The sequence below is a fragment of the Brevundimonas sp. genome, from assembly GCF_046295595.1.
Taxonomy (GTDB): Bacteria; Pseudomonadota; Alphaproteobacteria; order Caulobacterales; family Caulobacteraceae; genus Brevundimonas.
In genome coordinates this window covers 68,305-92,024 of sequence record NZ_JBKBMX010000003.1, presented here as the reverse complement: position 1 = coordinate 92,024, position 23,720 = coordinate 68,305, and the positions used below count along the sequence as shown (strand labels likewise).

Genomic DNA, 23,720 nt, shown 5'->3' with positions numbered 1-23,720 from the left:
TAGGGCTGAATTGGTCACCAACAAGGACACAGCCATGCCGGAAGGCCCGATCGCGACGATTATCCGGGAAAAGCTGACATCCGGGCTCAATCCGGTCCGGCTGGAGATCGAGGACGACAGCGGTCGGCATGCCGGACACCATCACGAGGGGGGCATGGACGGCCGGGCCGGCGGCGAGAGCCATTTCAACGTGACGGTGGTGTCGGCGCGGTTCGAGGGGCAGGGCCGTGTGCAACGTCAGCGAGCAGTGAACGACCTGCTGCGGACCGAGCTGGCCGGCCCGGTGCACGCCCTGTCGATCCGGGCGCTGACGCCCGCGGAGGCGGAGCGCGCCTGATCGTCGTTCAGCGAACGGTTGTCATTCGGACACCAGTGTTCATCTCGTCTTAGAAACTTGCCCATAGCCTTCGCCCCGGAATGTTTGGGAGCCGGGGCGCGCCATGGTCGAATCCGACGGAATCAGCAAGCCCGCAAAAGGCGAACCGGGTTCCGGCGAAGCGGCCCAGGCCCTGCGCGCCATTCTGCAGACCCAGTATCTGCGCTATCTGATCATCTCCAGCTGGGCCGTCGGCCTGCTGGCCGTGGTCGGGCCGCTGACGGCGGCCCTGTGGTTCTTCGGCACGATCTTCGCGGGTGCCCTGCGCGGCGCCGTCGAGAAGCGGATCAGCGACCGCGTCGGCGCCGGATGGGGGCTGATCTTCCCGGCCGTCGCCACCGCCACCACCGCCGCCTGGGCGACCGCGCCGCTGATGGCCTGGTTCTCGGGCCACCCGTTCGGCCAGCCGCTGGCCATGACCCTGCTGGTTTCCGGCTATGTTCTGGTGTTCGCCCAGCTGCGCAGCTCGCCGAAACAGGCGGTGGTGATCTCCTCGCCCTACAGCGTCTCGGCCGCCATCATCGCCGCCTCCCTGTGGGGCACCGAGCTGTTCTGGGCCTTCATGGGGGTGGTCCCGTTCACCGCCGCCGGTCTGGTCGTGCTGGTGTTGATGACCATGCTGCGCGAGGAGCGGATCCGCGCCTTCCAGGAGCATCAGGCGCATCTGATCGAGGAGCTGGAGTCCGCCCGCGACCGCGCCAACGCCGCCAGCGAGGCCAAGTCCAGCTTCCTCGGCGTCATCTCGCACGAGCTGCGCACGCCGATGAACGGCGTCCTCGGCGCCGCCCAGCTGCTGGGCGCGACCCGGCTGGAGCCGACCCAGCGGGAGTATCTGTCGATCATCCGCAATTCGGGCGACAACCTGCTGAGCCTGCTCAACGACATCCTCGACATGACCAAGATCGAGGCCGGCAAGATGACGTTCGAGGTCGTCGACGTCTCGATCGAGGACCTGCACAAGCGCGTCACCGGCCCGTTCCAGGCTCAGGCCGAGGCCAAGGGACTCAATTTCTCGACCCGTTTCGAGGGCGAGGCGCCAGCCGTGGTCCGCGGCGATCCGCTGCGCGTCTGCCAGGTCATTCACAACCTGCTGTCGAACGCCGTCAAATTCACCGACATCGGCGAGGTCACCTATACGGTTCGGTCAGAGCGGATCGGCGACGCGCGGGTGCGGTTCGAATTCGCGGTCAGGGATTCCGGGGCCGGCATTTCGCCGGACGATCTGGCGCGCCTGTTCCAGCCGTTCACCCAGGTCGACGCCTCCTCGACGCGCCGATTCGGCGGCACAGGGCTCGGCCTGACGATCTCGCGGCGCATGGCCAACATCATGGGCGGCGACATCTCGGTGGTGTCGACGGTCGGCCAGGGCTCGACCTTCACCTTCAGCGTCGAGGCGGAGGTCGTCGAATGGATGCGTCAGGAAGCGGCGACGCCGATCGCCGCCGAGGTCGAGGGCGGGCGGTCGTTGAACGTGCTGGTGGTCGAGGATCACCCGGTCAACCGGATGATCCTGGAAGCCTGGATGAGCTCGGCCGGTCACACCTCGGCGACCGCCGAGAACGGCCAGATCGCGCTCGACATGGCGGCGGACGATCGGTTCGACCTGATCATCATGGACGTCAACATGCCGGTCATGGACGGCCTGACCGCCACGCGTGGCATCCGCGCCGGCGGCGGCCTGAACGCCGAGACGCCGGTCGTGGTGCTGTCGGCCTCGGCCCGGATCGAGGACCATGAGGCGGGTCTGGAGGCGGGGGCCGACGCCTATCTGAACAAGCCGATCGACTTCTCGGCCCTGGCCGAGGTGATGAACCAGGTCGGCGGCGGCCGGGCGGCGCTGCGGTCGCTGATCGGCGACGAGCGCAAGGCCGAGGCGGCCTGAGCCGACGCCAGTCGCGTTCGAAAGGCGCCGGCATGGTGAACGGGAGGTGACCAGCGCCGTTCAGGTCGGGCTCAAGGGCCGGGGTGCAGGATCGGGTCAAGTCGAAACTCTTCGGCCTCATCTGGAGACATCCCATGAAGAAGGCTCTCACCGCCGCCCTCGCCGCCACGTTCGCCGTGACCTCGCTGGGCATGGCTTCCGCCGCCGAGGCGCAATCGCGCGGCGACCGCGCTGAACAACGTCAGGATCGTCGCGACGACCGGGGGGACCGCCGAGAAGATCGTCGGGATGACCGTCGCGACGCTCGCAACGATCGTCGCGAATGGCGTCAGGACAACCGAGCCGACCGTCGCGACGCTCGTCAAGACCAACGCGCCCACGCCCGCTGGGTGCAGGCGCAGCGTCGCTACAGCGCCGGCCGTTACTACGCGCCGCGCGGCTATCAGACCCGCTCGTGGTCGTATGGTCAGCGCATGCCGTCCTACTACCGCTCCAACCAGTATGTAGTCAGCAACTACGGCCAGTACGGCCTGCGCGCTCCGCCCCGCGGATACCAGTATGTGCGCAGCGGCAATGACGTGGTCATGACCGCGGTCGCGACCGGCCTGATCACGGCTGTCATCGCCGGGCTGTTCAACTAGGTCCGGTCTGCCACGCTTCTCGCGACTTGAGGCCTGACGCGGCCTGGCGCGGCGCTTGAAACGAGACTCGCCCCGGAGGGAGACTTCCGGGGCGTTTTCGCGTTTTAAGCTCCGATGCGCGCCTTCGCCGAACTGCTGGACCGACTGTCGCTGACCGGCTCGCGCAATGCGAAGCTGGTCCTGCTGCGCGACTATTTGAGGACCACGCCGGATCCCGACCGGGGGTGGGCCCTGGCTTCGCTGACCGGCGACCTGACGTTCGCCGCGGCCAAGCCGGCGATGATCCGCAAGGCCGTCGAGGCGCGGGTCGATCCCGTGCTGTTCGGCTGGTCCTACGACTATGTCGGCGACCTGGCCGAGACCGTGGCGCTGATCTGGCCCGGCGATCCCGATCACCGGGCCAACCGCGAACCGGAGCTGGGCGAGGTGGTGGAGGCGCTGCGGACCGCCGGGCGAGGGGAGGTGGCCGGGCTGCTGGAGGACTGGCTGGACGCGCTGGAGCCCAAGGCGCGCTGGGCGCTGCTGAAACTGATGACCGGGGGGCTGAGGGTCGGCCTGTCGGCCCGTCTGGCCAGGACCGCCGTCGCGATGATGCGGCCGGACGCGGTCAGCGAACCGCCCGACCCGGAGGGCGGCGAGGCGACGATCCCCCTCGATCCCGTCGAGGCCTCGGACATCGAGGAGGTCTGGCATGCCCTGACGCCGCCCTATGGCGACCTGTTCACCTGGCTGGAGGGCCATGGCGAACGGCCCGACGCCGATGCGCCGGGGCGGTTCCGGCCGGTGATGCTGGCCGTGGCGATCGACGAGGTGGCGGACTTTCCCCGTCTCGATCCCGCCGACCACGCCGCCGAGTGGAAATGGGACGGCATCCGGGTCCAGGCCGTGCGCGAGGGTGGGGTGGCGCGGCTGTATTCGCGCACCGGCGACGAGATTTCGGGCGCCTTCGCCGACGTCATGGCGGGGCTGTCGTTCGAGGGGGCGGTGGACGGCGAGCTGGTGGTCTGGCGAGACGGGGCGGTGGCGCCGTTTGGCGAGCTGCAGCAGCGGCTTAACCGCAAGACCGTCGATGCGAAGATGATGGCGGCGTTTCCGGCGGCCATCCTCGCCTATGACCTCCTGGCCGAGGCCGGAGAGGACCTGCGGGCGCTGACGTTGCGGGAACGGCGGGCGCGGCTGGAGACGCTGGCAGCCGGCCACGAGGGCGACCGGCTGCATCTGTCGCCGATCGTGCCCTATGCCGACTGGAGCGAGCTGGGCGCGCTGCGGGCCGATCCGCCGGTCGGGGCGGCGGCCGAGGGGTTGATGCTGAAACGCTGGGACAGTCCCTATGTCGCCGGCCGGCCCAAGGGGCCGTGGTTCAAATGGAAGCGCGATCCGCACGTCATCGACGCCGTGCTGATGTACGCCCAGCGCGGACACGGCAAGCGGTCCAGCTTCTACTCCGACTACACCTTCGGCGTCTGGACCCGGGACGAGGCCGGGACGGCGGCGCTGACCCCTGTGGGCAAGGCCTATTTCGGCTTCACCGACGAGGAGCTGAAACAGCTCGACAAATTCGTCCGCGACCACACGGTGGAGCGGTTCGGGCCGGTGCGGTCGGTGCGGGCCGGGCGCGACTTCGGCCTGGTGCTCGAGATCGCCTTCGAGGGGCTGAACCGGTCGACGCGGCACAAGTCGGGCGTGGCCATGCGGTTTCCGCGCGTCAGCCGCATCCGCTGGGACAAGCCGGCGCGCGAGGCCAATACGCTGGAAGATGTGATGGACCTGCTGGACGCGCTCGAAAGCGGCGGGGGGCGGGTGGCTCAGCCCGGCAGGTGAAGGCGGGACGGCGGCTTGCGGAAGCGCCAGTCGCGATCGACGCTGTCGGTGACGCCGATCAACTGCAGGAAGGTGATCACCGCCACCGCGGCCCCGGCCGCGGCGCCGGGCCCGGGCGCCGGAACCGCCTCGATGAGCAGGGGCAGGAGGGTCCAGCGGGCGGGAAAGGGCTTCACATCGACATCCGGATCGGCCTTGAGGTGCGGACACTCGCCCAGCGACCGCTCGACGCAGGCCCTGTGCAGCGGGGCGATGGAGCCCGCATCCACCAACACTCTCCGGTCCTCGATCTCGCGCGGCAGGTCGACGGCCTTGCCCGATCGCCGCAGGCGGCCCGCCGAGGTTCGCTTCGCGACCTGGGTCCAGCGGTCGCCGGCGACGGTCGGCGAACCGCACATCGGGCAGAGCATGCCGAGCACGGTCCGGCGCTGGCGGACGAGGTGGTTCTGCGAATACTGCGGGCGGCCGTAACCGGCGGCGTCGGTCTGGACCAAGGCGAGGCGGCCGCCCACGGTCGGGCAGGGCCGGACGCCGATGATCGGCTCCTCCGTCCAGCTGGTCACCCAGGGGACGTCGACGCCGACGACGAGACGCGATTTCTGCATCAACCCCTGCGCCCCCGTGCCGGCGCCTCCCATCCTGCCGGCATAACGAACCGCGCGAGGCCTGGGGTCAATGCGGGACGACGATTCCCGCTCCGACGGGGTTCCAAATCTCTTCGGGGACGCTAGACCCGGGCCATGACTTCGCTCCCCACCTCGCTCAATGACGTCGTGACCGCCGGTCAGAGGGCGGTTTCGATCGACGCCGCCGTACTGGTCAAGCTGACGGACATGGCCGGCGATCTGGCGATCAATCTGAGCATCGCCGCGATCATCCTGTTTGGCACGGTGGTCGCCGCCAGATGGGCCGCCCGGCTGACCCGGCGCGGGCTGTTGCGCGTGCGCGGCTTCCGACACGATCAGACCGTGCTCAGCTTCGCTGTGCAGGTGGTGCGGGTGGTGGTCTATATCATCGGCTTCATCGCCGTGCTGCAGCGGCTGGGGGTGCAGACCACCTCGATCATCGCGGTGCTGGGCGCCGCGTCGCTGGCCGTCGGCCTGGCGCTGCAGGGAACGCTGTCCAACGTCGCGGCGGGCGTGCTGCTGCTGGTGCTGCGGCCTTACAAGGTCGGCGACATCATCGATATTGGCGGGGTGGCCGGCTCGGTGCAGCGGCTGGATCTGTTCACGACCCAGATGTCGAACGCCAACAACCACAAGATCGTGGTGCCCAATTCCAAGGTGCTGGGCGATGTGATCCTGAACCTGTCGGGGCAGAAGACGCGGCGGGTCGAGATCAATTTCACCGTTGGCTACGGCGAGGACCTGAATGCGGCGCGGGCGGTGCTGGTCGGTGTCGCCGAGGCGCATGAGAAGGTTCTGGACGACCTCGCCCCGTGGACCGGCGTCACCGGCCTGCTGGACAGCGCGGTGCAGATCACGCTGCAGGCGTGGGTGAACTCCGAGGACTGGTGGCAGACCCAGGCCGACCTGATGCAGGGCGGCAAGGAGGCCATCGATGCGGCCGGCATCGAAATTCCGTTCCCGCACCAGGTCGAGGTGCCGGCCAAAGGCGCCGTCTTCACCCGGGTGGTCGCCACGACGGCGGCCGAGCCAGAGTCACAGCCAGAGGGAGACTGACCGGTGCGTTACGACTTCGGATCGGACAACACCGCCGGCATGGCCCCGGCCGCCCTGCAGGGGCTGGTCGCGGCCAACGAGGGCTACGCCCGGGCCTATGGCGCGGACGACGTCACCGCGCGCGCCGCGGACGAGATCCGCCGTCGGCTCGACGCCGACGCCGAGATCCGCTTTGTTTTTTCCGGGACGGCGGCCAACGCCATCGCCCTGTCGATGCTGGCCTGGCCGCATGAGGCGGTGCTGGCGCATCATGCGGCCCATGTCTGCACCGACGAGACCGGGGCGCCCGGCTTTTTCGGCTCCGGCGTCGGGCTGATCGGCCTTCCGGGGCTGTCGGGCAAGATCGATCCGGTCGCCGTGCAGGCGGCGCTGGACGAGCCCGAGGTCGGCCATCGCCAGCCGCCGGCGGCGCTGAGCCTGACCCAGTCGACGGAATACGGCACGGTCTACACCGAAGAGGAGCTGCGCCATCTGATCGAGCCGGCGAAGCTGAAGGGTTGCGGCGTGCATATGGACGGGGCGCGATTGGCCAATGCCGCGGCGGCCGGCTTCGACCTGACGCAGATCGCCCGGCTGGGCGTCGATGTGCTGGTGTTCGGCGGGGCCAAGGCGGGGGCCAACTGCACCGAGGCGATCGTGATGTTCGATCGGTCGCTGGCGCGACGCATCGACAACCGGCTGAAGCAGGCGGGGCAGACCGCGTCCAAGGCCCGCTATCTGTCGGCGCCCTTCCTCGGACTGCTGGAAAGCCACGCCTGGGAGGACGGGGCGGCCCACGCCAATCTGATGGCGCAGCGTCTGGCCGAAGGATTCGCGGGCGGCTCCCGCTTCGTCCTGGCCCATCCGGTCGAGGCCAACGCCGTGTTCGTACGGATGCCGCCCGAGGCGCATCAACGGCTCGCCGACCTGGGCTGGGCCTGCTACCGGTTCGACGACGGCTCGGTCCGGTTCGTTTGCTCGTGGGCGACCAGCCAGGCGGCCGTCGATGAGCTGCTGGCGGCGGTGCGCGCGCTTTGACAGCCGGGCACAAGGTCGGCTAGTCGGCGCTGTCGTCGCCGGACCCGCCGCGCCGCACACGGGAACGGCCCATGGCGAAAGCGCCGGAGACTACAGTTCTGGAGAAGGTGGACGAACCGGTCGCGGGCGAATCCGTCGACGCGGCGCTGCGCGCGACCTTCACGGCTGTCGAGGCGGAAGCCGTCCCGGCCCGGCTCGCCGACCACATCGTCCAGCTGTCATCGCCCGGCTCGAGGCCGGACCGGCGATCCTAGGGCCGCGTCGGCGTCAGTTGGCGCCGCGCGGCATGTCGAGCGCTTCCGCCAGCCGGTTGCGGGCGCGGTTGACCCGGCTCTTGATCGTGCCGAGCGCGCAGCCGGCGATCTCGGCCGCCTCCTCATAGGACAGGCCGGCGGCCCCGACCATGACGATGGCCTCGCGGTGCTCGGGCGGCAGGTCCTCAAGAGCCAGTTTGAGGGCGTTGAGCTCGACCGACCATTCCTGGTTGCCCTCTGCGGTCAGGCGGGCGGCGTGATGGCCGTCGCCGTCCTCGACCTCGCGACGGCGCTTCTGCACCGACGAATACCAGGAGTTCCGCAGGATGGTGAACAGCCAGGCTCTCAGGTTGGTGCCAGGCTGAAAGCGGTGACGGTAGATCCAGGCCTTGGTCAGAGTTTCCTGGACCAGATCGTCGGCGTCGGCCCCATTGCGCGACAGCGACCAGGCGAAGGCCCGCAGTGATGGCACCCGGGCGGTCACGGCCTCGCGCCAGTCGGTGCTGTCGACGATGCCGTCGGGGGCGTCGGAGACGGCTTCGGGGCCGCCTTCCAATGGCGCGCTGGACAGCGACATGCGGACAAGCTTTCAAATCGACGAATGTCACCGTGAAATCAGGGACGTGCCTCTGAACGCCCGCTCGTCGGGACCGTTCCGCTGGACAGCGTCGCAACGGTTGTGGAACAAAAGGGGACCGTGACGGTTGTCCTCAACCGCGGCGTTGGGACGGAAGGGGCTGAGGCATGACTGCACCGATGAGAGCTTCGGGGCCCGGCGCGCTTCTGACCGAATACCGCCGCGTCCGGTCGGCCATGCCGGCCCTCGCGCACGGGCTGGGCGCGGAGGATCTGGCGGCCCAGTCGATGAGCGACTGCAGTCCCGGCAAATGGCACCTGGCCCATACCAGCTGGTTCTTCGAGGCCATGATCCTGGGGGAGGAGCCGGGCTACGAACCGGTCGATCCGCGATTCCAGACCCTGTTCAACAGCTACTACGAAGCCCTCGGCCAGCGGGTTGACCGCAGCGAGCGCGGTCTGATGACCCGGCCCTCGGTGGACGAGGTTCTCGACTATCGGCGCGAGATCGACCACCGCATGGAGACCTGGCTGGAGCGCACGGCGCCCGACTCCCGGCAGGCCTATCTGTTCACCCTCGGCCTGCACCACGACCAGCAGCATCAGGAGCTGTTCCTGATGGACCTTCTGAACCTGATGTCACGCTCGCCGCTGGACCCGGTCGCCTACGACCGGGAGCCCCGCCGTGCGCCGGTGGAACCGCCGCGCGGCGGGCATGCCCGGTTCGAGGGCGGGCTGGTCGAGATCGGTCACGGCGGCGACGGCTTCGCCTTCGACAACGAGGGGCCGGCCCACCGTCAGTGGCTGGAGCCCTATGGCCTCGACCACGATCTGGTCAGCAATGCCGGCTGGATCGCCTTCATCGAGGACGGCGGCTACGCCCGGCCGGAGTTGTGGCTGGCGGACGGTTGGGCCGTGGTCAAGGCGGAGGGCTGGACGGCGCCGCTGTACTGGAGCCGGGACGAGGCGGACTGGTCGACCATGACCCTGACCGGCCGACGGGAGGTCGATCCCGCCGCGCCGGTGCGGCACGTCAGCTTCTACGAGGCCGACGCCTATGCCCGCTGGGCCGGCCGGCGCCTGCCGACCGAGGCGGAGTGGGAGCATGCGGCGCGTTGTCGCCCCGAGGCCTTCTCCAACGCCTTTGGCGAGGTCTGGCAGTGGACCTCGAGCAGCTACGCCCCATATCGGGGCTTCAGACCGACCGAAGGGACCGCGTCTGAGTACAACGGCAAGTTCATGGCCAATCAGATGGTGTTGCGGGGATCATCCTGGGCGACGCCAGAGGGGCATGGACGGGTCAGCTACCGGAATTTCTTCTATCCGCATCAAAGGTGGGCGTTCATGGGACTTCGACTGGCCGACGATCTCCCCGCGCCGCCGACGCGGGCCAGTTCTGACGGCGAGACCGCCCGGTTCCGCCGCGACCTGCTGGCCGGCCTGGGCCGCTCGCCCAAGACCGCTTCGCCGAAATGGCTCTACGACGCGGAGGGGTCGCGGCTGTTCGAGGAGATCACGCGACTGCCGGAATATTACCCGACGCGCCAGGAGGCCGCTCTGCTGCGGCGGGTCGCGCCGGCCTGGGCCGCCCGCTTCGGCCCGGACGCCTCGCTGGTCGAGTTCGGCTCGGGCGCCAGCGAGAAGACCCGGATCGTACTGGACGCCGCGCCGGGGCTCGCCGCCTATGTCCCGATCGACATCAGCGCCGACGCCCTGAATGCGGCGGCGCGGCGGATCGACGAGAGCTATCCGGGACTCAAGGTCGCGCCGCTGGTCGGCGACTTTCTGCATCTGGCGGCCCTGCCCGAGGGTATCGGCCGCGGGCGGAGGGTCGGCTTCTTCCCCGGCTCGACGATCGGCAATCTGGAGCCGCGCGAGGCGGCCGCCTTCCTCAGCGCCGCGCGGCGCCAACTGGGCGAGAACGCCCTGTTCATTCTTGGCGTCGATCTGGTCAAGACGCCGGACGTGCTGGTCGCCGCCTATGACGACGCCGCGGGGGTGACCGCGGCGTTTAACCGCAACCTGCTGGTGCGCGCCAATCGGGAACTCCAGGCCGGTTTCGATGTCGACAGCTTCGTTCATCGCGCCGTCTGGAATGCGGCCGAGTCGCGCATGGAGATGCATCTCGCGGCGACGCGGTCGATGGAGGTCCGGATCGACGATCGTATCATCGCCTTCGATGAGGGCGAGACGATCCACACTGAAAATTCGCGGAAATTCACCGAAGCGTCGGTCCGCGACCTGGCGGTGGCCGCAGGCTGGACAGTGGCGGCATTTGAAGCGGGCCCTGATCCGGCCGTCGCCCTGGTGCTGCTGGAAGCCTGAACGCAAAGGGGCGGCGCCGTTCAGCGCCGCCCCTTCAATCGTTAGCGCGCCGTCGTCTTATTCGGTCGGACGCGTCTCCTTGCCGTCCTTGCGCGACCCGTGCGAAGCCTCGCCGCCCTTGCGGCCGGCCTGGGCGGCCAGGCTGCGATCTTGGGAGAAGCTCCGCTTCTCGCTGGGCACGCTGGCGCCGCCCTTGCGCGCGATCTCGCGCTGTCGTTCGGGGTCCATCGAGGCGAAGCCCCGCTTGGAGACGCCAGAGGCTCGGGTGGGCTGACCAGTAGCCATTTGAAATGTCCTTTCACGCCGACTGTCGAGGTTGCTGACTGAACCCCCGCGAGGTCGTCCGGTTCCGGTCGCGCCGTCACGGAAACGCGAGCGAATCACGGGGTTTGTCGAATGTCAGCCGTACGGGCGCGAGTCGCCTTCGCCGCCGCCGCCCGGGTCGAGCGGCGGCACCTCGTCGGGCAGCGAGCCCGGATCAATGTCCGGACCCGGCGTGTCCGGTTGGGGAATGTCGGGTTGGGGCGTTCCGGGCGGGGTGGGTTCGATATAGGTCACGGCGGTCTCCTTCAGGGGACTGAACGCGACCGCGCGGGCGCCGTTCAATCACGATCCCGCCGGGCTGGAACCGGGGCCGCGCCGGCGGATTGAACAGCCGAACCCCGCCCTGTCAGGAGCCTGCCATGACCGATCCCTATACCGGCCCATCCACCACGGGTCCGTCGACCGGCCCGACCCCGTCCGACGACCTTTATGACAACGTCGATCTCGAGTCGGCCCGACTGGAGCGCGAGGCGGACGCCCTTCTGGCTGAAGGCGATGCCGGTCCGACCGGACCGCAGCCGATCCACGAGGCGGTGCGCGAGGACGCGCAGGCTGCGCGCGACTGGAGCCTCGAACGGGCCGAGCGGCTGCGCCGCGCGGTCGAGGACGAGCCGGTCAAGGCGACGCTTTACGCGCTCGGCCTTGGCGTCGTCATCGGCATGCTGATTTCGCGATAGACCCTCAAGACGGACCGGAGGCCGGGCGCGCGATCGGCGCCCGGCCGAGAGCCTGGTCCGAGACGAACGGATTGGTCCGGCGCTCGGCGCCGAAGGTCGAGGCGGGGCCATGCCCGGGCACGAAGGCGACATCGTCGCCCAAGGGCCACAACTTCGTCGTGACAGAGTTGAGGAGGGCCCCGTGGTCGCTGCGCGGGAAGTCGGTGCGACCGACCGAGCCCTGGAACAGGACGTCGCCGACCTGGGCGAATCGGGCCTCCCGGTTGAAGAAGATCACATGGCCGGGCGTGTGTCCCGGGCAGTGGTAGACCTCCCAGATCGTTTCCCCCAGCGTCAGCACGTCCCCCTCGGCCAGCCAGCGGGTCGGGGTGAAGCTGCGCGCCTCCGGCAAGCCGTACATCTGGCCCTGAGCCGGAATGCCGTCGATCCAGAACTGGTCGTCCGGATGCGGGCCAATGATGTCGAGCCCCGTCTCCTGCATCTCGGCGGCGCCGCCGGCGTGATCAAGGTGGCCGTGGGTGATCCAGATCGCGTCCAGCGCCAGACCCTGTTTCGCCACCGCCGCCAGCAGGGCGTCGACCGAGCCGCCGGGATCAATGATCGCCGCCTTCAGCGTCTTGCGGCACCAGACAAGGGTGCAGTTCTGCTGCAATGGCGTGACGGGGAAGATGGCCACGCCGATCGGGGGAGGGGATTGATCCATGGTCTGCAGATAGACGCTTACGCCCGCCGCCGAAACCCGACCCCTGCGGGTTCACATTGACCTTTCGAGCCGTCATCGACATAAGGGCGGGCTTCAAGGCGCCGCCTCGCAAGGGCGGCCCTTATTGCTTTACCCACACCGTGCAGCGCCATTCTCAAGGGCGCCGCCCCAGAGCGTCAGAATCCCGACCATGCAAGTCGTCGAAAAGTCCTCCGAAGGCCTCAGCCGCGTCATCGCGGTGACCATTCCCGTCGCGGAGCTGAACCAGAAGCTGGACGCCAAGCTGAAGGAAGTCGCCCCGCAGGTGAAGCTCAAGGGCTTCCGTCCCGGCAAGGTCCCGACCTCGCACGTCAAGAAGACCTTCGGGCGCGACCTGATGGGCGAGATCATCAACGACGCCCTGAACAGCTCCAGCCAGAAGGCCCTCGACGACGCCAAGGTGCGCCCGGCCGCGCCGGCCGAGATGAAGCTGACCTCGGACATGGACAAGGTCATCGCCGGTCAGGAAGACCTTGCCTATGAAATGGCGCTTGAGGTGATGCCCGACTTCACCCCGGTCGACGTCAAGACGCTGGAGCTGAAGCGCCCGACCTATGAGGCGACCGACGCCGACCTCGACGAGGCGCTGACCGAACTGGCCGGCCAGGCCAAGTCCTACGAGGACAAGACGGGCAAGACCGTCAAGGCCGCCGAAGGCGACGAGGTCACCATCGACTTCCTCGGCAAGTTGGACGGCGAGCCCTTCGAAGGCGGCGCCGCCGAGGACACCCAGCTGGTGATCGGCTCCAACCGCTTCATCCCCGGTTTCGAAGAGCAGCTGAAGGGCGCCAAGGTCGGTGAAGAGAAGGTGCTGAACATCACCTTCCCCGAGGACTACCAGGCCGCCCATCTGGCCGGCAAGGCCGTGACCTTCGACGTCAAGGTCAAGGCCATCAAGGCCGAGGCCCCGGCCGTGGTCGACGAGGATTTCGCCAAGCGCATCGGCCTCGAGTCGCTGGACAAGCTCAAGGAGCTGCTGCGCGACAATCTGAACCAGCAGTACAAGGGCGCCGCCCGCTTCAAGCTGAAGCGCGCCCTGCTGGACGAGCTGGACAAGGGCCACGACTTCCCGCTGCCGCCCAAGATGGTCGACGCCGAGTTCGAGGGCATCTGGCAGCAGGTCCAGGCCGACAAGGACGCCGGCCGCCTGCCGGAAGAGGACGCCAAGAAGACCGAGAAGAAGCTCAAGGACGAGTATCGCAAGATCGCCGAGCGCCGCGTGCGCTTGGGTCTGGTGCTGGCCGAGATCGGTCGCGCCAACAACGTCCAGGTCACCGACCAGGAGCTGAACAACGCCATCATGAACGAGGCCCGCAACTATCCGGGCCAGGAACGTCAGGTGCTGGACTTCTACCGCCAGAACCCCAACGCCGCGGCCCAGATGCGCGCCCCGATCTATGAGGAGAAGGTCTGCGACCTGATCTTCGACCAGGCAAAGGTGACTGACACCTCGATCACCAAGGAAGAGCTGCTCAAGGAAGATGAGGAGCTCTAGCTCCGGACTGCCTGGTTGATTTCGCCGGCCGACGACTGCAACCTCCACGGGGTCGGTTGACGGCGGAGCGCGTGATGATCCTCGAGTTGCTGGGTACGGCCCTTTTGTCGCTGATGGCGGTGCAGGATCCGCCGCCGACCGTACTCGACGAGGTGGTGGTCGAGGGCGTGCGTCGCACCGAAGAGACGGCCTTTGAGTTCATCGAGGCGGTGTCGGCCCCACCGTTCGGCTCCCGAACCTTGGCGGTCTGGACCACACCGCTCTGCCTGTCGGTCGAGAACCTGCCGCCGGACCAGACGGCGGCGTTGCGCGACCGGATTCTCGGCCGGGCGGAATTCGTCGGGGCCGAGATCGCCGAGGGCGGGTGCGCTCCGAACGTCATGGTCATATTCACATCCGACGGCGCCCGCACCTCTTCGGCCCTTGTGCGCGCCAACAGCGCGGCGTTCCGGCCCACCACCGGCCCGACCCAGCTCGAGCGAGCCAGCCTGCGCCGCTTCACCGATGCGAGCCGCCCCGTCCGTTGGTGGACTGTCAACCTGCCGGTCGATGTCGAAACCGGTCAGCGGGTTGTAGCCCTCGCCGGGGAGAACATCCCCGTGACCCATTACCAGACGACGTCCGTGTCGGAAGGCAGCGCTCCGGAGGGCCAGACAGGCGGACCGCCATGGCGAAAACTGAAGCCTGGGATGCAGCCCCCCGGAAACAACATCCGCGAGTCCCTGCAGATGACGATGGTCGTTGTCGACGCCACCCTCGCGTCAGGGACCTCGTTCGCCTCGCTCGGCGACTATGTGGCGATGATCGCCCTCGCGCAGGTCGACCCCGAGGCCAGTTTCGCCGGCCAGCCGACCGTCCTAGACCTGTTTTCGCCGACCCCGGGCGCGACCGAACTGACCCGCTGGGACCTCGACTATCTGACCGCGCTGTACGACGCACCGGTGGCGTGGACGAACATCCGCTTCCAGAAGGAAGACATCGCCCGGCGGATGGTTGACACCGGCGTCGAACGGGCCCGGGAGTGAGGGTCCGTCCCGCGATCCAAGATTGTATTTCCTGGCTGACCAATGCAACCTGCATGAGGCCGATGTACAGCGGAGCGGTTCAATGATCCCCGAAATGCTGAGTTCAGCCCTCCTTTCGCTGACGCCCGTTCAGGATCCGCCGCCGACGGTTCTCGACGAGGTCGTGGTGGAGGGCGTTCGCCGCACCGAACAGACCGCGTTCCGGTTCATCGAGACCGTGTCGGCGCCGCCGTTCGGGTCGCGAACCCTGGCGGTCTGGACGACGCCGCTGTGCCTGTCGGTCGAAAACCTCCCGCCGGAGGCGACGGAGGCCCTGCGCCACCGCATTCTCGGCCGGGCGGAGTACGTCGGCGCGGGAGTCGCGCAGGGCGAGTGCGCCCCGAACGTCGTTGTTATATTCACCGCCGACGGAGCCCGCACCGCCTCCGCTCTCGTGGAGGCCAACGGCGCGGCCTTCCGGCCGACTACCGGTCCGACGCAACTCGATCCCGCCAGCCGCGGCGGTTCACCACGGCCAGCCGAGCGGTCCGCTGGTGGAGCACCAACATGCCAGTCGATGTCGACACCGGCCAGCGCGTGGTGGCGGTCGCGGGCGAAAACATTCCGGTGACACACTACCCATCGACCTCGGTGGCATCAATGGCCCTTCCGGATCTCGAGGGCGGCTGGGTTGTGGACGAGTACCATGATCGCGGCAGGGTTCAAACAGGCAGCACCGGGGGGCCGCCGTGGCGGAAAGTCCAACCGGGCATGCAGCCCCGCGGAAATAACATCCGCGAATCCCTGCAGATGACCACGATCATCGTAGACGTCACCCGCGCCACCGGCGTCTCGTTCGCCTCGCTCGGCGACTATGCGGCGATGATCGCCTTGGCACAGATTGACCCCGAGGCCAGTTTCGCCGGCCAGCCCACCGTCCTCGACCTGTTTTCGCCGACCCCGGCGGCGACCGAGATGACCCGCTGGGATCTGGACTATCTGACCGCGCTGTACGACGCCCCGGTGGCCTGGACGAACATCCGCTTCCAGAAGCAGGACATCGCCCGGCGGATGGTCCAGATCGGGGCGGAACGCACCCGGGAGTGACGGCGCCGACTGGCGATGTTCACGGCGCCTCCCTTGCGCCCTATCCCGCCAGTGTAGATATGGGAGGGGCGCGGCTCTCGGAGTCGTCCCATCCCCTGCTCAAGAAGGCCTGAATGCGCGATCCGATCGAACTGATGAACATGAATCTCGTCCCCATGGTGGTGGAGCAGTCCAGCCGGGGCGAGCGGGCTTTCGACATTTTCTCCCGCCTGCTGCGCGAGCGGATCATCTTCCTGACCGGACCCTTCGAGGACGGCATGGCCTCGCTGATCTGCGCCCAGCTGCTGTTCCTGGAGTCGGAGAACCCGAAGAAGGAAATCAGCATGTACATCAACAGCCCCGGCGGCCAGGTGTCCTCGGCGCTGGCGATCTACGACACCATGCAATACATCCGCTCGCCGGTCTCGACGGTGTGCATGGGCATGGCCGCCTCGGCCGGCTCGCTGATCCTGACCGCCGGCGCCGCCGGCCAGCGCGTGGCCCTGCCGAACGCCCGCATCATGGTGCACCAGCCGTCGGGCGGCTTCCGCGGCCAGGCCTCGGATATCGAGCGCCACGCCGAGGACATCCGCTACACCAAGCGCCGGCTGAACGAGATCTACGTCCACCACACGGGACGGACCTATGAGGAGGTCGAGAAGACGCTCGACCGCGACCATTTCATGAGCGCCGAGGAGTCGAAGGCCTGGGGCATCGTCGACCACGTCTATGACAAGCGCGAACAGGCCGAGGGCGACGGCGTCAAAACCGTCTGAGCCTGTTGTTCGTCACAGATGAATGGGCGCGCCGGAGACGGCGCGCCCTTTTGTTTTGTGCTATCAGCCCCCGATGCAGCAGACGCGCGAATCCAGCGGAACCGTCGAGATCGACGGCGACACCTACGAATGGGAAATCCGGCGCCAGCCCCAGCCTAAGGCCGGAGGCAAGTGGGAAGGCATGGCCGTGTCGCTCCGGCTCAGGGATTTCAAGCGCGAGGCCATCGTACAGTTTCCGGCGCCGCTGCGCCCGAACGGCCGACCGGACGTGGAAAAGCAGAAGGTCAATGTCGACGCCGTGCGCAACGCCGTCGTCTCCGTCATGGAGGCGGGCTGGGACCCGACCTCGCGCGGCAAGGCCGTGGTCTTCGACGTCGACGCCGACGGCCACTGAGGCTCAGGGCCGGCCGGTGAAGACCCGGAAGCCCTGTTCATCGGCGATCTGCAGCATTTCCGTATCGCCCGAGGTGTCGCCATAGGCGGCCGCCAGTCGCAGGTCGTCGCCAAAGACGGCGCGGAGCCGGCGGACCTTCTCCTCGCCGCGGCAGTTGGGGCCGGCGAAGGCTCCGGTCACGCGGTCCTCGTCATCGAACACCAGCGGCGTGCCCAGCAGGGCCTCGGCCCCCAGACGGCGGGCGAACGGGGCGACGGTGGTTTCGGGGCTGGCGGTCACAATCACGCGATGGGCGCCTTTCGCCCCCCAGTCATTCCAGCAGGCGAGGGCGTCCGGGCGGATGAAACTGTCCCAGATCCGGTCAGCGAAGCGTTGGGCGTCCGCCTGCAGTGTCGCGCGATCCACCCCCGCGAGGAATTCCCGCACCGAGGCGGCCTTGATCCGGCCGCGGTCGCGGTCCCGGGCGTAGCTCGCCACGGCGGGCGCCAGACGCACCAGGCCGAGTGCCCAGGCCCCCCGCCCGGCCCGCCAGCGCAGGAACTGGGTGAAGCTGTCGCGGATCGTCAGGGTGCCGTCGAAGTCGAAGGCGACGATGGCCTGACCCTTGCGAGGCGGCTGGCGAAACGGGGCATCGCTTCCCATGTCAGACATTCGCCGTGATCGCCATCAACAGTGAACCGTCCGCTTCCGCCGCCTGCTCCGCTTTCGCGGGGTTGTGGCGGGCGCTGTGATGGGTGATTGTCATTTTTTGAAGACCTTTGCGCCCACTGTCCGGGAATCAAACGCGAGGGAAGCGTGTATGGCCTCATATCGGGGCCATCACGGGAGTGAGAAGGGTCTATGACCAAAGCCGCCGGCACAGACGCCAAAAGCACGCTCTACTGCTCATTCTGCGGGAAGAGCCAGCATGAGGTGCGCAAGCTCATCGCCGGGCCGACCGTGTTCATCTGCGATGAATGCGTCGAGCTCTGCATGGATATCATCCGCGAAGAGCACAAAATCTCGTTCTCCAAGGCCAAGGACGGCGTGCCGTCGCCCAAGGAGATCCGCGAGGTCCTCGACGACTATGTGATCGGCCAGAGCCACGCCAAGAAGGTGCTGAGCGTCGCCGTCCACAACCACTACAAGCGTCTGAACCACGCGACGAAGAACAACGACGTCGAGCTGGCCAAGTCGAACATCATGCTGATCGGGCCCACGGGCTCGGGCAAGACGCTGCTGGCCCAGACGCTGGCGCGCATCATCGACGTGCCCTTCACCATGGCCGACGCCACGACCCTGACCGAAGCCGGCTATGTCGGCGAGGACGTCGAGAACATCATCCTGAAGCTGCTCCAGGCCTCGGACTACAACGTTGAGCGGGCCCAGCGCGGCATCGTCTACATCGACGAGATCGACAAGATTTCGCGCAAGTCGGACAATCCCTCGATCACCCGTGACGTCTCGGGCGAGGGCGTGCAGCAGGCCCTCCTGAAGATCATGGAAGGCACCGTCGCTTCCGTGCCCCCGCAAGGCGGCCGCAAGCATCCGCAGCAGGAGTTCCTGCAGGTCGACACCGCCAACATACTGTTCATCGTCGGCGGCGCCTTCGCCGGCCTCGAGAAGGTGATCGCGGCGCGCGGCGACGGGGCCTCGATCGGTTTCGGCGCCCGGGTCAAGGAGATCGACGAGCGCCGCACCGGCGACATCCTCAAGGGCGTCGAGCCGGACGATCTGATGCGGTTCGGTCTGATCCCCGAGTTCATCGGCCGTCTGCCCGTTCTGGCGACGCTGGAGGATCTGGACGAGCCGGCCCTGGTCACCATCCTGACCGAGCCCAAGAACGCCCTGGTCAAACAGTACAAGCGCCTGTTCGAGATGGAGAACGTCGACCTGACGTTCACCGACGACGCCCTGATCGCGGTGGCCAAGAAGGCCATCACCCGCAAGACCGGCGCCCGCGGCCTGCGTTCCATCCTGGAAGGCATCCTGCTGGAGACGATGTTCGAACTGCCCACCTTCGAGGGCGTCGAGGAAGTCGTCGTCAACGCCGAGGTGATCGAGGGCAAGGCCCAGCCGCTGCTGATCTATTCCGAGACCAAGTCCAAGAAGGCCTCGCCCGACAGCGCGGCCTGACAAGGCTGCATGGGCGGAAGACGGGCGGGTCCGGCCACGGACCCGCCCTTTTTTCATGGGCCGGGGTGATGCCGGGGTGTCACAGCGGCCCGGGGCAGGTCTGTTCCGGCTGAAGGGTCGTCCCGGCATGATGGCGCCGGCATAGGCCCGGCCCTTGCCACGATCCGCCTGGCGGCAAGCCTGTGGACGCAAGCGGCGGTCCCCGGTCGGTCACGCTTGAACCGCGCGCGATCCGAACCACATACTCATCCGAAGGCCGCCGATCGGCGGGCCGAGTCGATACGGCGGGGCACAGGCGCTCCGAACGCCGGCCCGGCGGGCTCGAGATCAACGAGAGCCCAGTGAAAGTACGCATCATGTCCGAGACCAAAACCCTGCCCGTCCTGCCGCTGAGGGACATCGTCGTCTTTCCGCACATGGTCGTGCCGCTGTTCGTGGGGCGCGAGAAGTCCGTCAGGGCGCTCGACGAGATCATGAAGGGCGAGAAGCAGATCCTGCTCGCCACCCAGAAGAACAGCGTCGACGACGACCCGCAGGCCGACGCCATCTATCCGACCGGCGTCCTGGCCACCGTGCTGCAGCTGCTCAAACTGCCCGACGGCACCGTCAAGGTGCTGGTCGAGGGCAAGAGCCGCGCGCGCCTGACCCGGTTCACCGACCGCACCGAATATTTCGAGGCCGAGGCGGTCGAGATCGCCGACGATCCGGGCGAGCCGGCCCAGTCCGAAGCCCTGCTGCGCGCGGTGATCGAGCAGTTCGAAAACTATGTGAAGCTGAACAAGAAGGTGCCGCCCGAGGCGCTCAGCTCCATCCCCCAGATCACCGATCCGTCCAAGCTGTCGGACTCGGTGGCCGCCCATCTGTCGGTCAAGATCGCCGACAAGCAGGGCCTGCTGGAGACCATCTCGGTGCCGTCTCGGCTGGAGAAGGTCTATGGCCTGATGGAGGGCGAGATCAGCGTCCTGCAGGTCGAGAAGAAGATCCGCTCGCGCGTGAAGCGCCAGATGGAGAAGACCCAGCGCGAATATTACCTGAACGAGCAGATGAAGGCGATCCAGCGCGAGCTGGGCGAGACCGACGACAGCCGTGACGAGATCATGGAGCTGGAGAAGCGCATCCGTAAGACGCGCCTGTCCAAGGAGGCCCGGACCAAGGCCGAGGCCGAGGTCAAGAAGCTGCGCAACATGAGCCCGATGTCGGCCGAGTCGACGGTGGTGCGGAACTACCTCGACTGGCTGCTGTCGATCCCGTGGGGCAAGGCCAAGTCGAAGCCGATCGATCTCGACAAGGCCGAGGCCATCCTCGAGGAGGACCACTACGGCCTCGAGAAGGTCAAGGAACGGATCATCGAGTATCTGGCGGTGCAGTCGCGCACCAACAGCCTCAAGGGCCCGATCCTGTGCCTCGTCGGCCCTCCGGGCGTCGGCAAGACCTCGCTGGCCAAGTCGATCGCCAAGGCCACCGGCCGGGAATACATCCGCATGTCGCTGGGCGGTGTGCGTGACGAGGCCGAGATACGCGGCCACCGCCGCACCTATATCGGCTCGATGCCGGGCAAGATCATCCAGTCGATGAAGAAGGTGAAGACCACCAACGCCTTCATCCTGCTGGACGAGATCGACAAGCTGGGCGCCGACTGGCGCGGGGACCCGTCCTCGGCCCTGCTGGAGGTGCTGGATCCGGCGCAGAACAATGCGTTCGGCGACCACTATCTGGAGGTCGACTACGACCTGTCCAACGTCATGTTCGTGACCACGGCCAACAGCCTGAACATGCCCCAGCCGCTGATGGACCGGATGGAGATCATCCGGGTGTCGGGCTACACCGAGGACGAGAAGGTCGAGATCGCCAAGCGCCACGTCCTGCCCAAGGTGACCGAAGAGAACGGCCTCAAGCCGGCCGAATTCATCGTCCCCGACGAGCAGATCCGCAATCTGATCCGCTACTACACGCGGGAAGCGGGGGTGCGGTCGCTGGAGCGGGCCCTGGGCGGTCTGGCGCGCAAGTCGGTGCGGGAGATGACCAAGACCAAGGCGCTGTCGATCACCATCGACGAGGCCAAGCTGGCCGAGTTCGCCGGGGTTCGTAAGTTCCGCTACGGCGAGACCGACGAGGAGGATCAGGTCGGGATCGTCACCGGCCTGGCCTGGACCGAGTTCGGCGGGGAGATCCTGACCATCGAGGCGATCAAGATGCCGGGCCGCGGCCGCATGACCGTGACGGGCAACCTGAAGGAGGTGATGAAGGAGTCGATCTCCGCCGCCGCCTCCTATGTCCGGGCCCGCTCGCTCAGCATCGGCGTCAAACCACCGGCGTTCGAGAAGACCGACATCCACGTGCACGTGCCGGACGGCGCGACGCCCAAGGACGGTCCCTCGGCCGGCGTGGCCATGACGGTGGCCATGGTCTCGGTCCTGACCGGCATCCCGATCCGCAAGGACATCGCCATGACCGGCGAGATCACCTTGCGCGGCCGGGTCACAGCCATCGGCGGCCTGAAGGAGAAGCTGCTGGCGGCCCTGCGTTCGGGCATCAAGACGGTGCTGATCCCGGAAGAGAACGAGAAGGACCTCGCCGACGTGCCCGACAATGTGAAGGGCGCGCTGGAGATCATCCCGATCAAGACCGCCGACGAAGCCCTGAAATGGGCCCTCACCGGCGAGCTGACCGCCGTGGAATGGGACGAGGCGACCGACCCGCTGCCCGCCCCGCCGCCGGTGCAGGACTCCGGTACGGTGGTCGCGACCCACTGACGGTCCGAAACCGACAAAAGGAAACCCCGCCCGCAGCAACCCGGGCGGGGTTTTTCTTATCGCTGGACGATTTCGCAGAAGACCAGACGGTGACCGTCCAACGTGGTCACGCCCATCTCGCGCAGGCCCCACGGTTTGGTGGTCGGGCGCGAGGTGATCTGTGCGCCGCGCGGCGCGATCTCGTCGTGATAGGCGTCGATGCCCTCGACGAAGATGCGCGCCACCCAGGAATGATCGCCCAACTCGCGGGCCGGGGTGGCGTCGATGCACTCGCCCAGATCGAACCGCACCGGGCCCCGCTGTACGAAGCGCCAGCCCGGGGCCGGGATATCCAGCGGATCGAAACCGAGCGCCTCGATGTAGTGACGCGCCGACGCCTCGACGTCGGGGACGGCGAGGACGTGGCAGGTCTGGGTGAAGCGGGCGGTCATGACGGCTCTCCGGGGCGACGGCGCCGGGAGGCTACACCCGGCGCCGTCGTGGAGAACAGGGGTCAGAGGCTGTCGACCATCACCAGTTCGGCGTCGGCCGTGGCTGTGATGGTGATCTGGGCCTCATCCTTAATGGCCGCGCCGTCGCGGGCGTTCAGGGCCACGCCATTGACCTCGATCGCGCCGACGGCGGGGACCAGATAGGCGTGACGACCTGCGGCGAGGCTGTAGGTCAGGCTTTCGCCGGCGTTCAGCGTCGCGCCCAGCACGCGGGCGTCGGCGTTGATGGTCAGGGCTTCGTCGGCGGCGTCGCCGGACGCGAGGACCGAGAATTTCCCGGTGCGGTCGCTCTTCGGAAACGCCTTGGCGCCCCAGGCCGGTTTGGCGCCGCGGACATCGGCCTCGATCCAGATCTGGAAGATGGTCGTCAGCTCGTCCTCGAGGTTGAACTCGGAGTGACGCACGCCCGTCCCCGCGCTCATCACCTGGACGTCGCCGGCGCCGGTCCGGCCCTTGTTGCCCAGCGAGTCCTCATGGGTGATGGCCCCGGTGCGGACATAGGTGATGATCTCCATGTCGGCGTGGGGGTGAGGCGGAAAGCCCGACTTCGCCGCGATCTCGTCGTCGTTCCAGACGCGCAGCCGGCCCCAGCTCATGCGCGCGGGGTCGTAGTAGTTGGCGAAGGAGAAATGGTGTTTGGCGTTCAGCCAGCCGTGGTTGGCGCCGCCGAGGGTGTTGAAGGGGCGGACGTCGATCATGAGGGGTCTCCCGAGAGGGGCGCGCGACCTGTGGCGCACCGTTCGAACGCCATATAGGTAACAGTGTCGGTGGCGGAAAGGGGTCAGGTGCGCGGCATGGCCTTGCGCAGCGCATCGTTCATCCGGCCCTGCCACCCGGGGCCGGTCGCGCGGTACGACTCCAGAATGTCGGCGTCGACGCGCAGCGAGATCGGGCGTTTGGTCGGGGATTTCTGAACACTGCGGACACGCGTGCGGGGAAAGGCGGCCAACTCGGCCGCCGATAGCGTTTCCGGTCCCTTGGCCTTGGCGAAATCGGCGTCGGTCCAGTCAGGATTGTCGTCGAGTTGGACATCATCGGACATGGCGTCTGAACTCCTTGGCGTGGGCGCGGCGAAGACTGATGGCCCGGATGCGACCGCGGATCGTATAGGCGAGATAGTAAGTCAGCCCGTCGATCAGGCCATAGGCGCGACGCCGACGTTCTCCATAGTCTCGGCGGTCATCATCGAAGACGGCGATCAGCTCGAAATCACTGGCGCGGGACAGGGATATCCCGTGCTATTCGATGTTCGCCGCATCCTTGGCCGGATCGAAGAGGACCTTCATTGT

27 protein-coding genes are annotated in these 23,720 nt (G+C 67.6%); 17 read left to right on the top strand and 10 right to left on the bottom strand.

Annotation, left to right across the window (positions count from 1 at the left end; all coding sequences use genetic code 11):
- Window positions 1-34: 34 nt before the first annotated feature.
- From ACK4JY_RS02895 to ACK4JY_RS02880, 4 genes are all read left to right on the top strand, one after another.
- Entirely contained in the window at window positions 35-337 is a 303-nt protein-coding gene (locus tag ACK4JY_RS02895; RefSeq protein WP_409602708.1) for a BolA family protein, read from the top strand.
- 103 nt (window positions 338-440) lie between these two features.
- Window positions 441-2,258: an ATP-binding protein gene (locus ACK4JY_RS02890; protein ID WP_409602707.1), complete on the top strand. Its 1,818-nt coding sequence runs from the start codon at window positions 441-443 to the stop codon at window positions 2,256-2,258.
- Window positions 2,259-2,392: 134 nt separating this feature from the next.
- A complete protein-coding gene (locus tag ACK4JY_RS02885) occupies window positions 2,393-2,899 on the top strand; it encodes an RcnB family protein (RefSeq protein WP_409602706.1) in 507 nt (168 codons plus the stop codon).
- Between the two features lie 114 nt (window positions 2,900-3,013).
- The gene (locus ACK4JY_RS02880; protein WP_409602705.1) at window positions 3,014-4,720 is read left to right on the top strand and encodes a cisplatin damage response ATP-dependent DNA ligase; all 1,707 of its coding nucleotides are present in this window, start codon (window positions 3,014-3,016) and stop codon (window positions 4,718-4,720) included.
- Here ACK4JY_RS02880 and ACK4JY_RS02875 read toward each other — a convergent pair.
- Complete coding sequence (locus tag ACK4JY_RS02875; protein WP_409602704.1) at window positions 4,705-5,325, bottom strand: hypothetical protein; 621 nt, start codon at window positions 5,323-5,325, stop codon at window positions 4,705-4,707. The two genes, ACK4JY_RS02880 and ACK4JY_RS02875, sit on opposite strands and share 16 nt — an antisense overlap.
- 135 nt (window positions 5,326-5,460) lie before the next feature.
- Here ACK4JY_RS02875 and ACK4JY_RS02870 point away from each other — a divergent pair, with 135 nt between their 5' ends.
- The 3 genes from ACK4JY_RS02870 to ACK4JY_RS02860 all read left to right on the top strand — a co-directional run bounded on the left by ACK4JY_RS02870 (window position 5,461) and on the right by ACK4JY_RS02860 (window position 7,673).
- A complete protein-coding gene (locus ACK4JY_RS02870; RefSeq protein ID WP_409602703.1) occupies window positions 5,461-6,402 on the top strand; it encodes a mechanosensitive ion channel family protein in 942 nt (313 codons plus the stop codon).
- Window positions 6,403-6,405: 3 nt separating this feature from the next.
- Window positions 6,406-7,419, top strand: coding sequence for a threonine aldolase family protein (locus ACK4JY_RS02865; protein WP_409602702.1), 1,014 nt, complete (start codon window positions 6,406-6,408; stop codon window positions 7,417-7,419).
- A gap of 71 nt (window positions 7,420-7,490) precedes the next feature.
- Entirely contained in the window at window positions 7,491-7,673 is a 183-nt protein-coding gene (locus ACK4JY_RS02860) for a hypothetical protein (protein ID WP_409602701.1), read from the top strand.
- A gap of 13 nt (window positions 7,674-7,686) precedes the next feature.
- Here ACK4JY_RS02860 and ACK4JY_RS02855 read toward each other — a convergent pair whose 3' ends face one another.
- The gene (locus ACK4JY_RS02855; RefSeq protein WP_409602700.1) at window positions 7,687-8,250 is read right to left on the bottom strand and encodes a sigma-70 family RNA polymerase sigma factor; all 564 of its coding nucleotides are present in this window, start codon (window positions 8,248-8,250) and stop codon (window positions 7,687-7,689) included.
- Between the two features lie 167 nt (window positions 8,251-8,417).
- On the opposite strand from ACK4JY_RS02855, the gene egtB reads away from it, so the two are divergent.
- On the top strand, window positions 8,418-10,574 hold the full coding sequence (gene egtB, locus ACK4JY_RS02850; RefSeq protein WP_409602699.1) for an ergothioneine biosynthesis protein EgtB: 2,157 nt from the start codon (window positions 8,418-8,420) through the stop codon (window positions 10,572-10,574).
- A gap of 57 nt (window positions 10,575-10,631) precedes the next feature.
- Here egtB and ACK4JY_RS02845 read toward each other — a convergent pair whose 3' ends face one another.
- Window positions 10,632-10,859, bottom strand: a complete 228-nt coding sequence (locus ACK4JY_RS02845; protein WP_409602698.1) for a general stress protein — start codon at window positions 10,857-10,859, stop codon at window positions 10,632-10,634.
- A 114-nt stretch (window positions 10,860-10,973) separates the two neighbouring features.
- The gene (locus ACK4JY_RS02840) at window positions 10,974-11,132 is read right to left on the bottom strand and encodes a hypothetical protein (RefSeq protein WP_409602697.1); all 159 of its coding nucleotides are present in this window, start codon (window positions 11,130-11,132) and stop codon (window positions 10,974-10,976) included.
- A gap of 125 nt (window positions 11,133-11,257) precedes the next feature.
- On the opposite strand from ACK4JY_RS02840, the gene ACK4JY_RS02835 reads away from it, so the two are divergent.
- Window positions 11,258-11,575 (top strand): hypothetical protein, encoded by a 318-nt coding sequence (locus ACK4JY_RS02835; protein ID WP_409602696.1) that lies wholly within the window; start codon window positions 11,258-11,260, stop codon window positions 11,573-11,575.
- A gap of 4 nt (window positions 11,576-11,579) precedes the next feature.
- Here the strand turns inward: ACK4JY_RS02835 and ACK4JY_RS02830 are convergent, their stop codons facing one another.
- Window positions 11,580-12,278: an MBL fold metallo-hydrolase gene (locus tag ACK4JY_RS02830; protein WP_409602695.1), complete on the bottom strand. Its 699-nt coding sequence runs from the start codon at window positions 12,276-12,278 to the stop codon at window positions 11,580-11,582.
- Between the two features lie 190 nt (window positions 12,279-12,468).
- Here ACK4JY_RS02830 and tig point away from each other — a divergent pair, with 190 nt between their 5' ends.
- The 6 genes from tig to ACK4JY_RS02800 all read left to right on the top strand — a co-directional run bounded on the left by tig (window position 12,469) and on the right by ACK4JY_RS02800 (window position 17,072).
- Window positions 12,469-13,812 carry a trigger factor gene (tig, locus tag ACK4JY_RS02825; protein ID WP_409602694.1) on the top strand — a complete coding sequence of 448 codons (1,344 nt, stop codon included), beginning with the start codon at window positions 12,469-12,471 and terminating at the stop codon, window positions 13,810-13,812.
- 74 nt (window positions 13,813-13,886) lie between these two features.
- Window positions 13,887-14,837 (top strand): hypothetical protein, encoded by a 951-nt coding sequence (locus tag ACK4JY_RS02820; protein WP_409602693.1) that lies wholly within the window; start codon window positions 13,887-13,889, stop codon window positions 14,835-14,837.
- Between the two features lie 82 nt (window positions 14,838-14,919).
- Complete coding sequence (locus ACK4JY_RS02815) at window positions 14,920-15,447, top strand: hypothetical protein (protein ID WP_409602692.1); 528 nt, start codon at window positions 14,920-14,922, stop codon at window positions 15,445-15,447.
- Window positions 15,448-15,626: 179 nt separating this feature from the next.
- On the top strand, window positions 15,627-15,923 hold the full coding sequence (locus ACK4JY_RS02810) for a hypothetical protein (RefSeq protein ID WP_409602691.1): 297 nt from the start codon (window positions 15,627-15,629) through the stop codon (window positions 15,921-15,923).
- A 113-nt stretch (window positions 15,924-16,036) separates the two neighbouring features.
- Window positions 16,037-16,678, top strand: a complete 642-nt coding sequence (locus tag ACK4JY_RS02805; protein ID WP_409602690.1) for an ATP-dependent Clp protease proteolytic subunit — start codon at window positions 16,037-16,039, stop codon at window positions 16,676-16,678.
- Window positions 16,679-16,751: 73 nt separating this feature from the next.
- Window positions 16,752-17,072: a hypothetical protein gene (locus ACK4JY_RS02800; protein WP_409602689.1), complete on the top strand. Its 321-nt coding sequence runs from the start codon at window positions 16,752-16,754 to the stop codon at window positions 17,070-17,072.
- Between the two features lie 3 nt (window positions 17,073-17,075).
- Here ACK4JY_RS02800 and ACK4JY_RS02795 read toward each other — a convergent pair whose 3' ends face one another.
- A complete protein-coding gene (locus ACK4JY_RS02795; protein ID WP_409602688.1) occupies window positions 17,076-17,723 on the bottom strand; it encodes an HAD-IB family hydrolase in 648 nt (215 codons plus the stop codon).
- 189 nt (window positions 17,724-17,912) lie between these two features.
- Between ACK4JY_RS02795 and clpX the strand changes: the two genes are divergently transcribed.
- Both clpX and lon read left to right on the top strand, forming a co-directional pair.
- A complete protein-coding gene (gene clpX, locus ACK4JY_RS02790) occupies window positions 17,913-19,187 on the top strand; it encodes an ATP-dependent Clp protease ATP-binding subunit ClpX (protein WP_409602687.1) in 1,275 nt (424 codons plus the stop codon).
- A gap of 356 nt (window positions 19,188-19,543) precedes the next feature.
- On the top strand, window positions 19,544-21,940 hold the full coding sequence (gene lon / locus ACK4JY_RS02785; protein ID WP_409602686.1) for an endopeptidase La: 2,397 nt from the start codon (window positions 19,544-19,546) through the stop codon (window positions 21,938-21,940).
- A gap of 56 nt (window positions 21,941-21,996) precedes the next feature.
- Here the strand turns inward: lon and ACK4JY_RS02780 are convergent, their stop codons facing one another.
- The 4 genes from ACK4JY_RS02780 to ACK4JY_RS02765 all read right to left on the bottom strand — a co-directional run bounded on the left by ACK4JY_RS02780 (window position 21,997) and on the right by ACK4JY_RS02765 (window position 23,657).
- Complete coding sequence (locus ACK4JY_RS02780; RefSeq protein WP_409602685.1) at window positions 21,997-22,371, bottom strand: VOC family protein; 375 nt, start codon at window positions 22,369-22,371, stop codon at window positions 21,997-21,999.
- Between the two features lie 62 nt (window positions 22,372-22,433).
- A complete protein-coding gene (locus ACK4JY_RS02775; protein WP_409602684.1) occupies window positions 22,434-23,129 on the bottom strand; it encodes a pirin family protein in 696 nt (231 codons plus the stop codon).
- An 83-nt stretch (window positions 23,130-23,212) separates the two neighbouring features.
- Window positions 23,213-23,473: a BrnA antitoxin family protein gene (locus ACK4JY_RS02770; RefSeq protein ID WP_409602683.1), complete on the bottom strand. Its 261-nt coding sequence runs from the start codon at window positions 23,471-23,473 to the stop codon at window positions 23,213-23,215.
- Window positions 23,463-23,657: a BrnT family toxin gene (locus tag ACK4JY_RS02765; protein ID WP_409602889.1), complete on the bottom strand. Its 195-nt coding sequence runs from the start codon at window positions 23,655-23,657 to the stop codon at window positions 23,463-23,465. Before ACK4JY_RS02765 ends, ACK4JY_RS02770 begins: the two co-directional genes overlap by 11 nt.
- Between the last annotated feature and the right edge of the window lie 63 nt (window positions 23,658-23,720).

Coding starts and splice junctions, on each gene's coding strand:
- ACK4JY_RS02815 (WP_409602692.1), top strand. CDS start 14,920: ATGATCCCCGAAATGCTGAGTTCAGCCCTCCTTTCGCTGACGCCCGTT.
- ACK4JY_RS02775 (WP_409602684.1), bottom strand. CDS start 23,129: ATGATCGACGTCCGCCCCTTCAACACCCTCGGCGGCGCCAACCACGGC.
- ACK4JY_RS02855 (WP_409602700.1), bottom strand. CDS start 8,250: ATGTCGCTGTCCAGCGCGCCATTGGAAGGCGGCCCCGAAGCCGTCTCC.
- ACK4JY_RS02875 (WP_409602704.1), bottom strand. CDS start 5,325: ATGCAGAAATCGCGTCTCGTCGTCGGCGTCGACGTCCCCTGGGTGACC.
- clpX (WP_409602687.1), top strand. CDS start 17,913: ATGACCAAAGCCGCCGGCACAGACGCCAAAAGCACGCTCTACTGCTCA.
- ACK4JY_RS02880 (WP_409602705.1), top strand. CDS start 3,014: ATGCGCGCCTTCGCCGAACTGCTGGACCGACTGTCGCTGACCGGCTCG.
- ACK4JY_RS02830 (WP_409602695.1), bottom strand. CDS start 12,278: ATGGATCAATCCCCTCCCCCGATCGGCGTGGCCATCTTCCCCGTCACG.
- ACK4JY_RS02795 (WP_409602688.1), bottom strand. CDS start 17,723: ATGTCTGACATGGGAAGCGATGCCCCGTTTCGCCAGCCGCCTCGCAAG.
- ACK4JY_RS02895 (WP_409602708.1), top strand. CDS start 35: ATGCCGGAAGGCCCGATCGCGACGATTATCCGGGAAAAGCTGACATCC.
- lon (WP_409602686.1), top strand. CDS start 19,544: ATGTCCGAGACCAAAACCCTGCCCGTCCTGCCGCTGAGGGACATCGTC.
- ACK4JY_RS02845 (WP_409602698.1), bottom strand. CDS start 10,859: ATGGCTACTGGTCAGCCCACCCGAGCCTCTGGCGTCTCCAAGCGGGGC.
- ACK4JY_RS02835 (WP_409602696.1), top strand. CDS start 11,258: ATGACCGATCCCTATACCGGCCCATCCACCACGGGTCCGTCGACCGGC.
- ACK4JY_RS02800 (WP_409602689.1), top strand. CDS start 16,752: ATGCAGCAGACGCGCGAATCCAGCGGAACCGTCGAGATCGACGGCGAC.
- ACK4JY_RS02780 (WP_409602685.1), bottom strand. CDS start 22,371: ATGACCGCCCGCTTCACCCAGACCTGCCACGTCCTCGCCGTCCCCGAC.
- ACK4JY_RS02885 (WP_409602706.1), top strand. CDS start 2,393: ATGAAGAAGGCTCTCACCGCCGCCCTCGCCGCCACGTTCGCCGTGACC.
- ACK4JY_RS02805 (WP_409602690.1), top strand. CDS start 16,037: ATGCGCGATCCGATCGAACTGATGAACATGAATCTCGTCCCCATGGTG.
- ACK4JY_RS02770 (WP_409602683.1), bottom strand. CDS start 23,473: ATGTCCGATGATGTCCAACTCGACGACAATCCTGACTGGACCGACGCC.
- ACK4JY_RS02820 (WP_409602693.1), top strand. CDS start 13,887: ATGATCCTCGAGTTGCTGGGTACGGCCCTTTTGTCGCTGATGGCGGTG.
- ACK4JY_RS02810 (WP_409602691.1), top strand. CDS start 15,627: ATGACCACGATCATCGTAGACGTCACCCGCGCCACCGGCGTCTCGTTC.
- ACK4JY_RS02870 (WP_409602703.1), top strand. CDS start 5,461: ATGACTTCGCTCCCCACCTCGCTCAATGACGTCGTGACCGCCGGTCAG.
- egtB (WP_409602699.1), top strand. CDS start 8,418: ATGACTGCACCGATGAGAGCTTCGGGGCCCGGCGCGCTTCTGACCGAA.
- ACK4JY_RS02890 (WP_409602707.1), top strand. CDS start 441: ATGGTCGAATCCGACGGAATCAGCAAGCCCGCAAAAGGCGAACCGGGT.
- ACK4JY_RS02860 (WP_409602701.1), top strand. CDS start 7,491: ATGGCGAAAGCGCCGGAGACTACAGTTCTGGAGAAGGTGGACGAACCG.
- tig (WP_409602694.1), top strand. CDS start 12,469: ATGCAAGTCGTCGAAAAGTCCTCCGAAGGCCTCAGCCGCGTCATCGCG.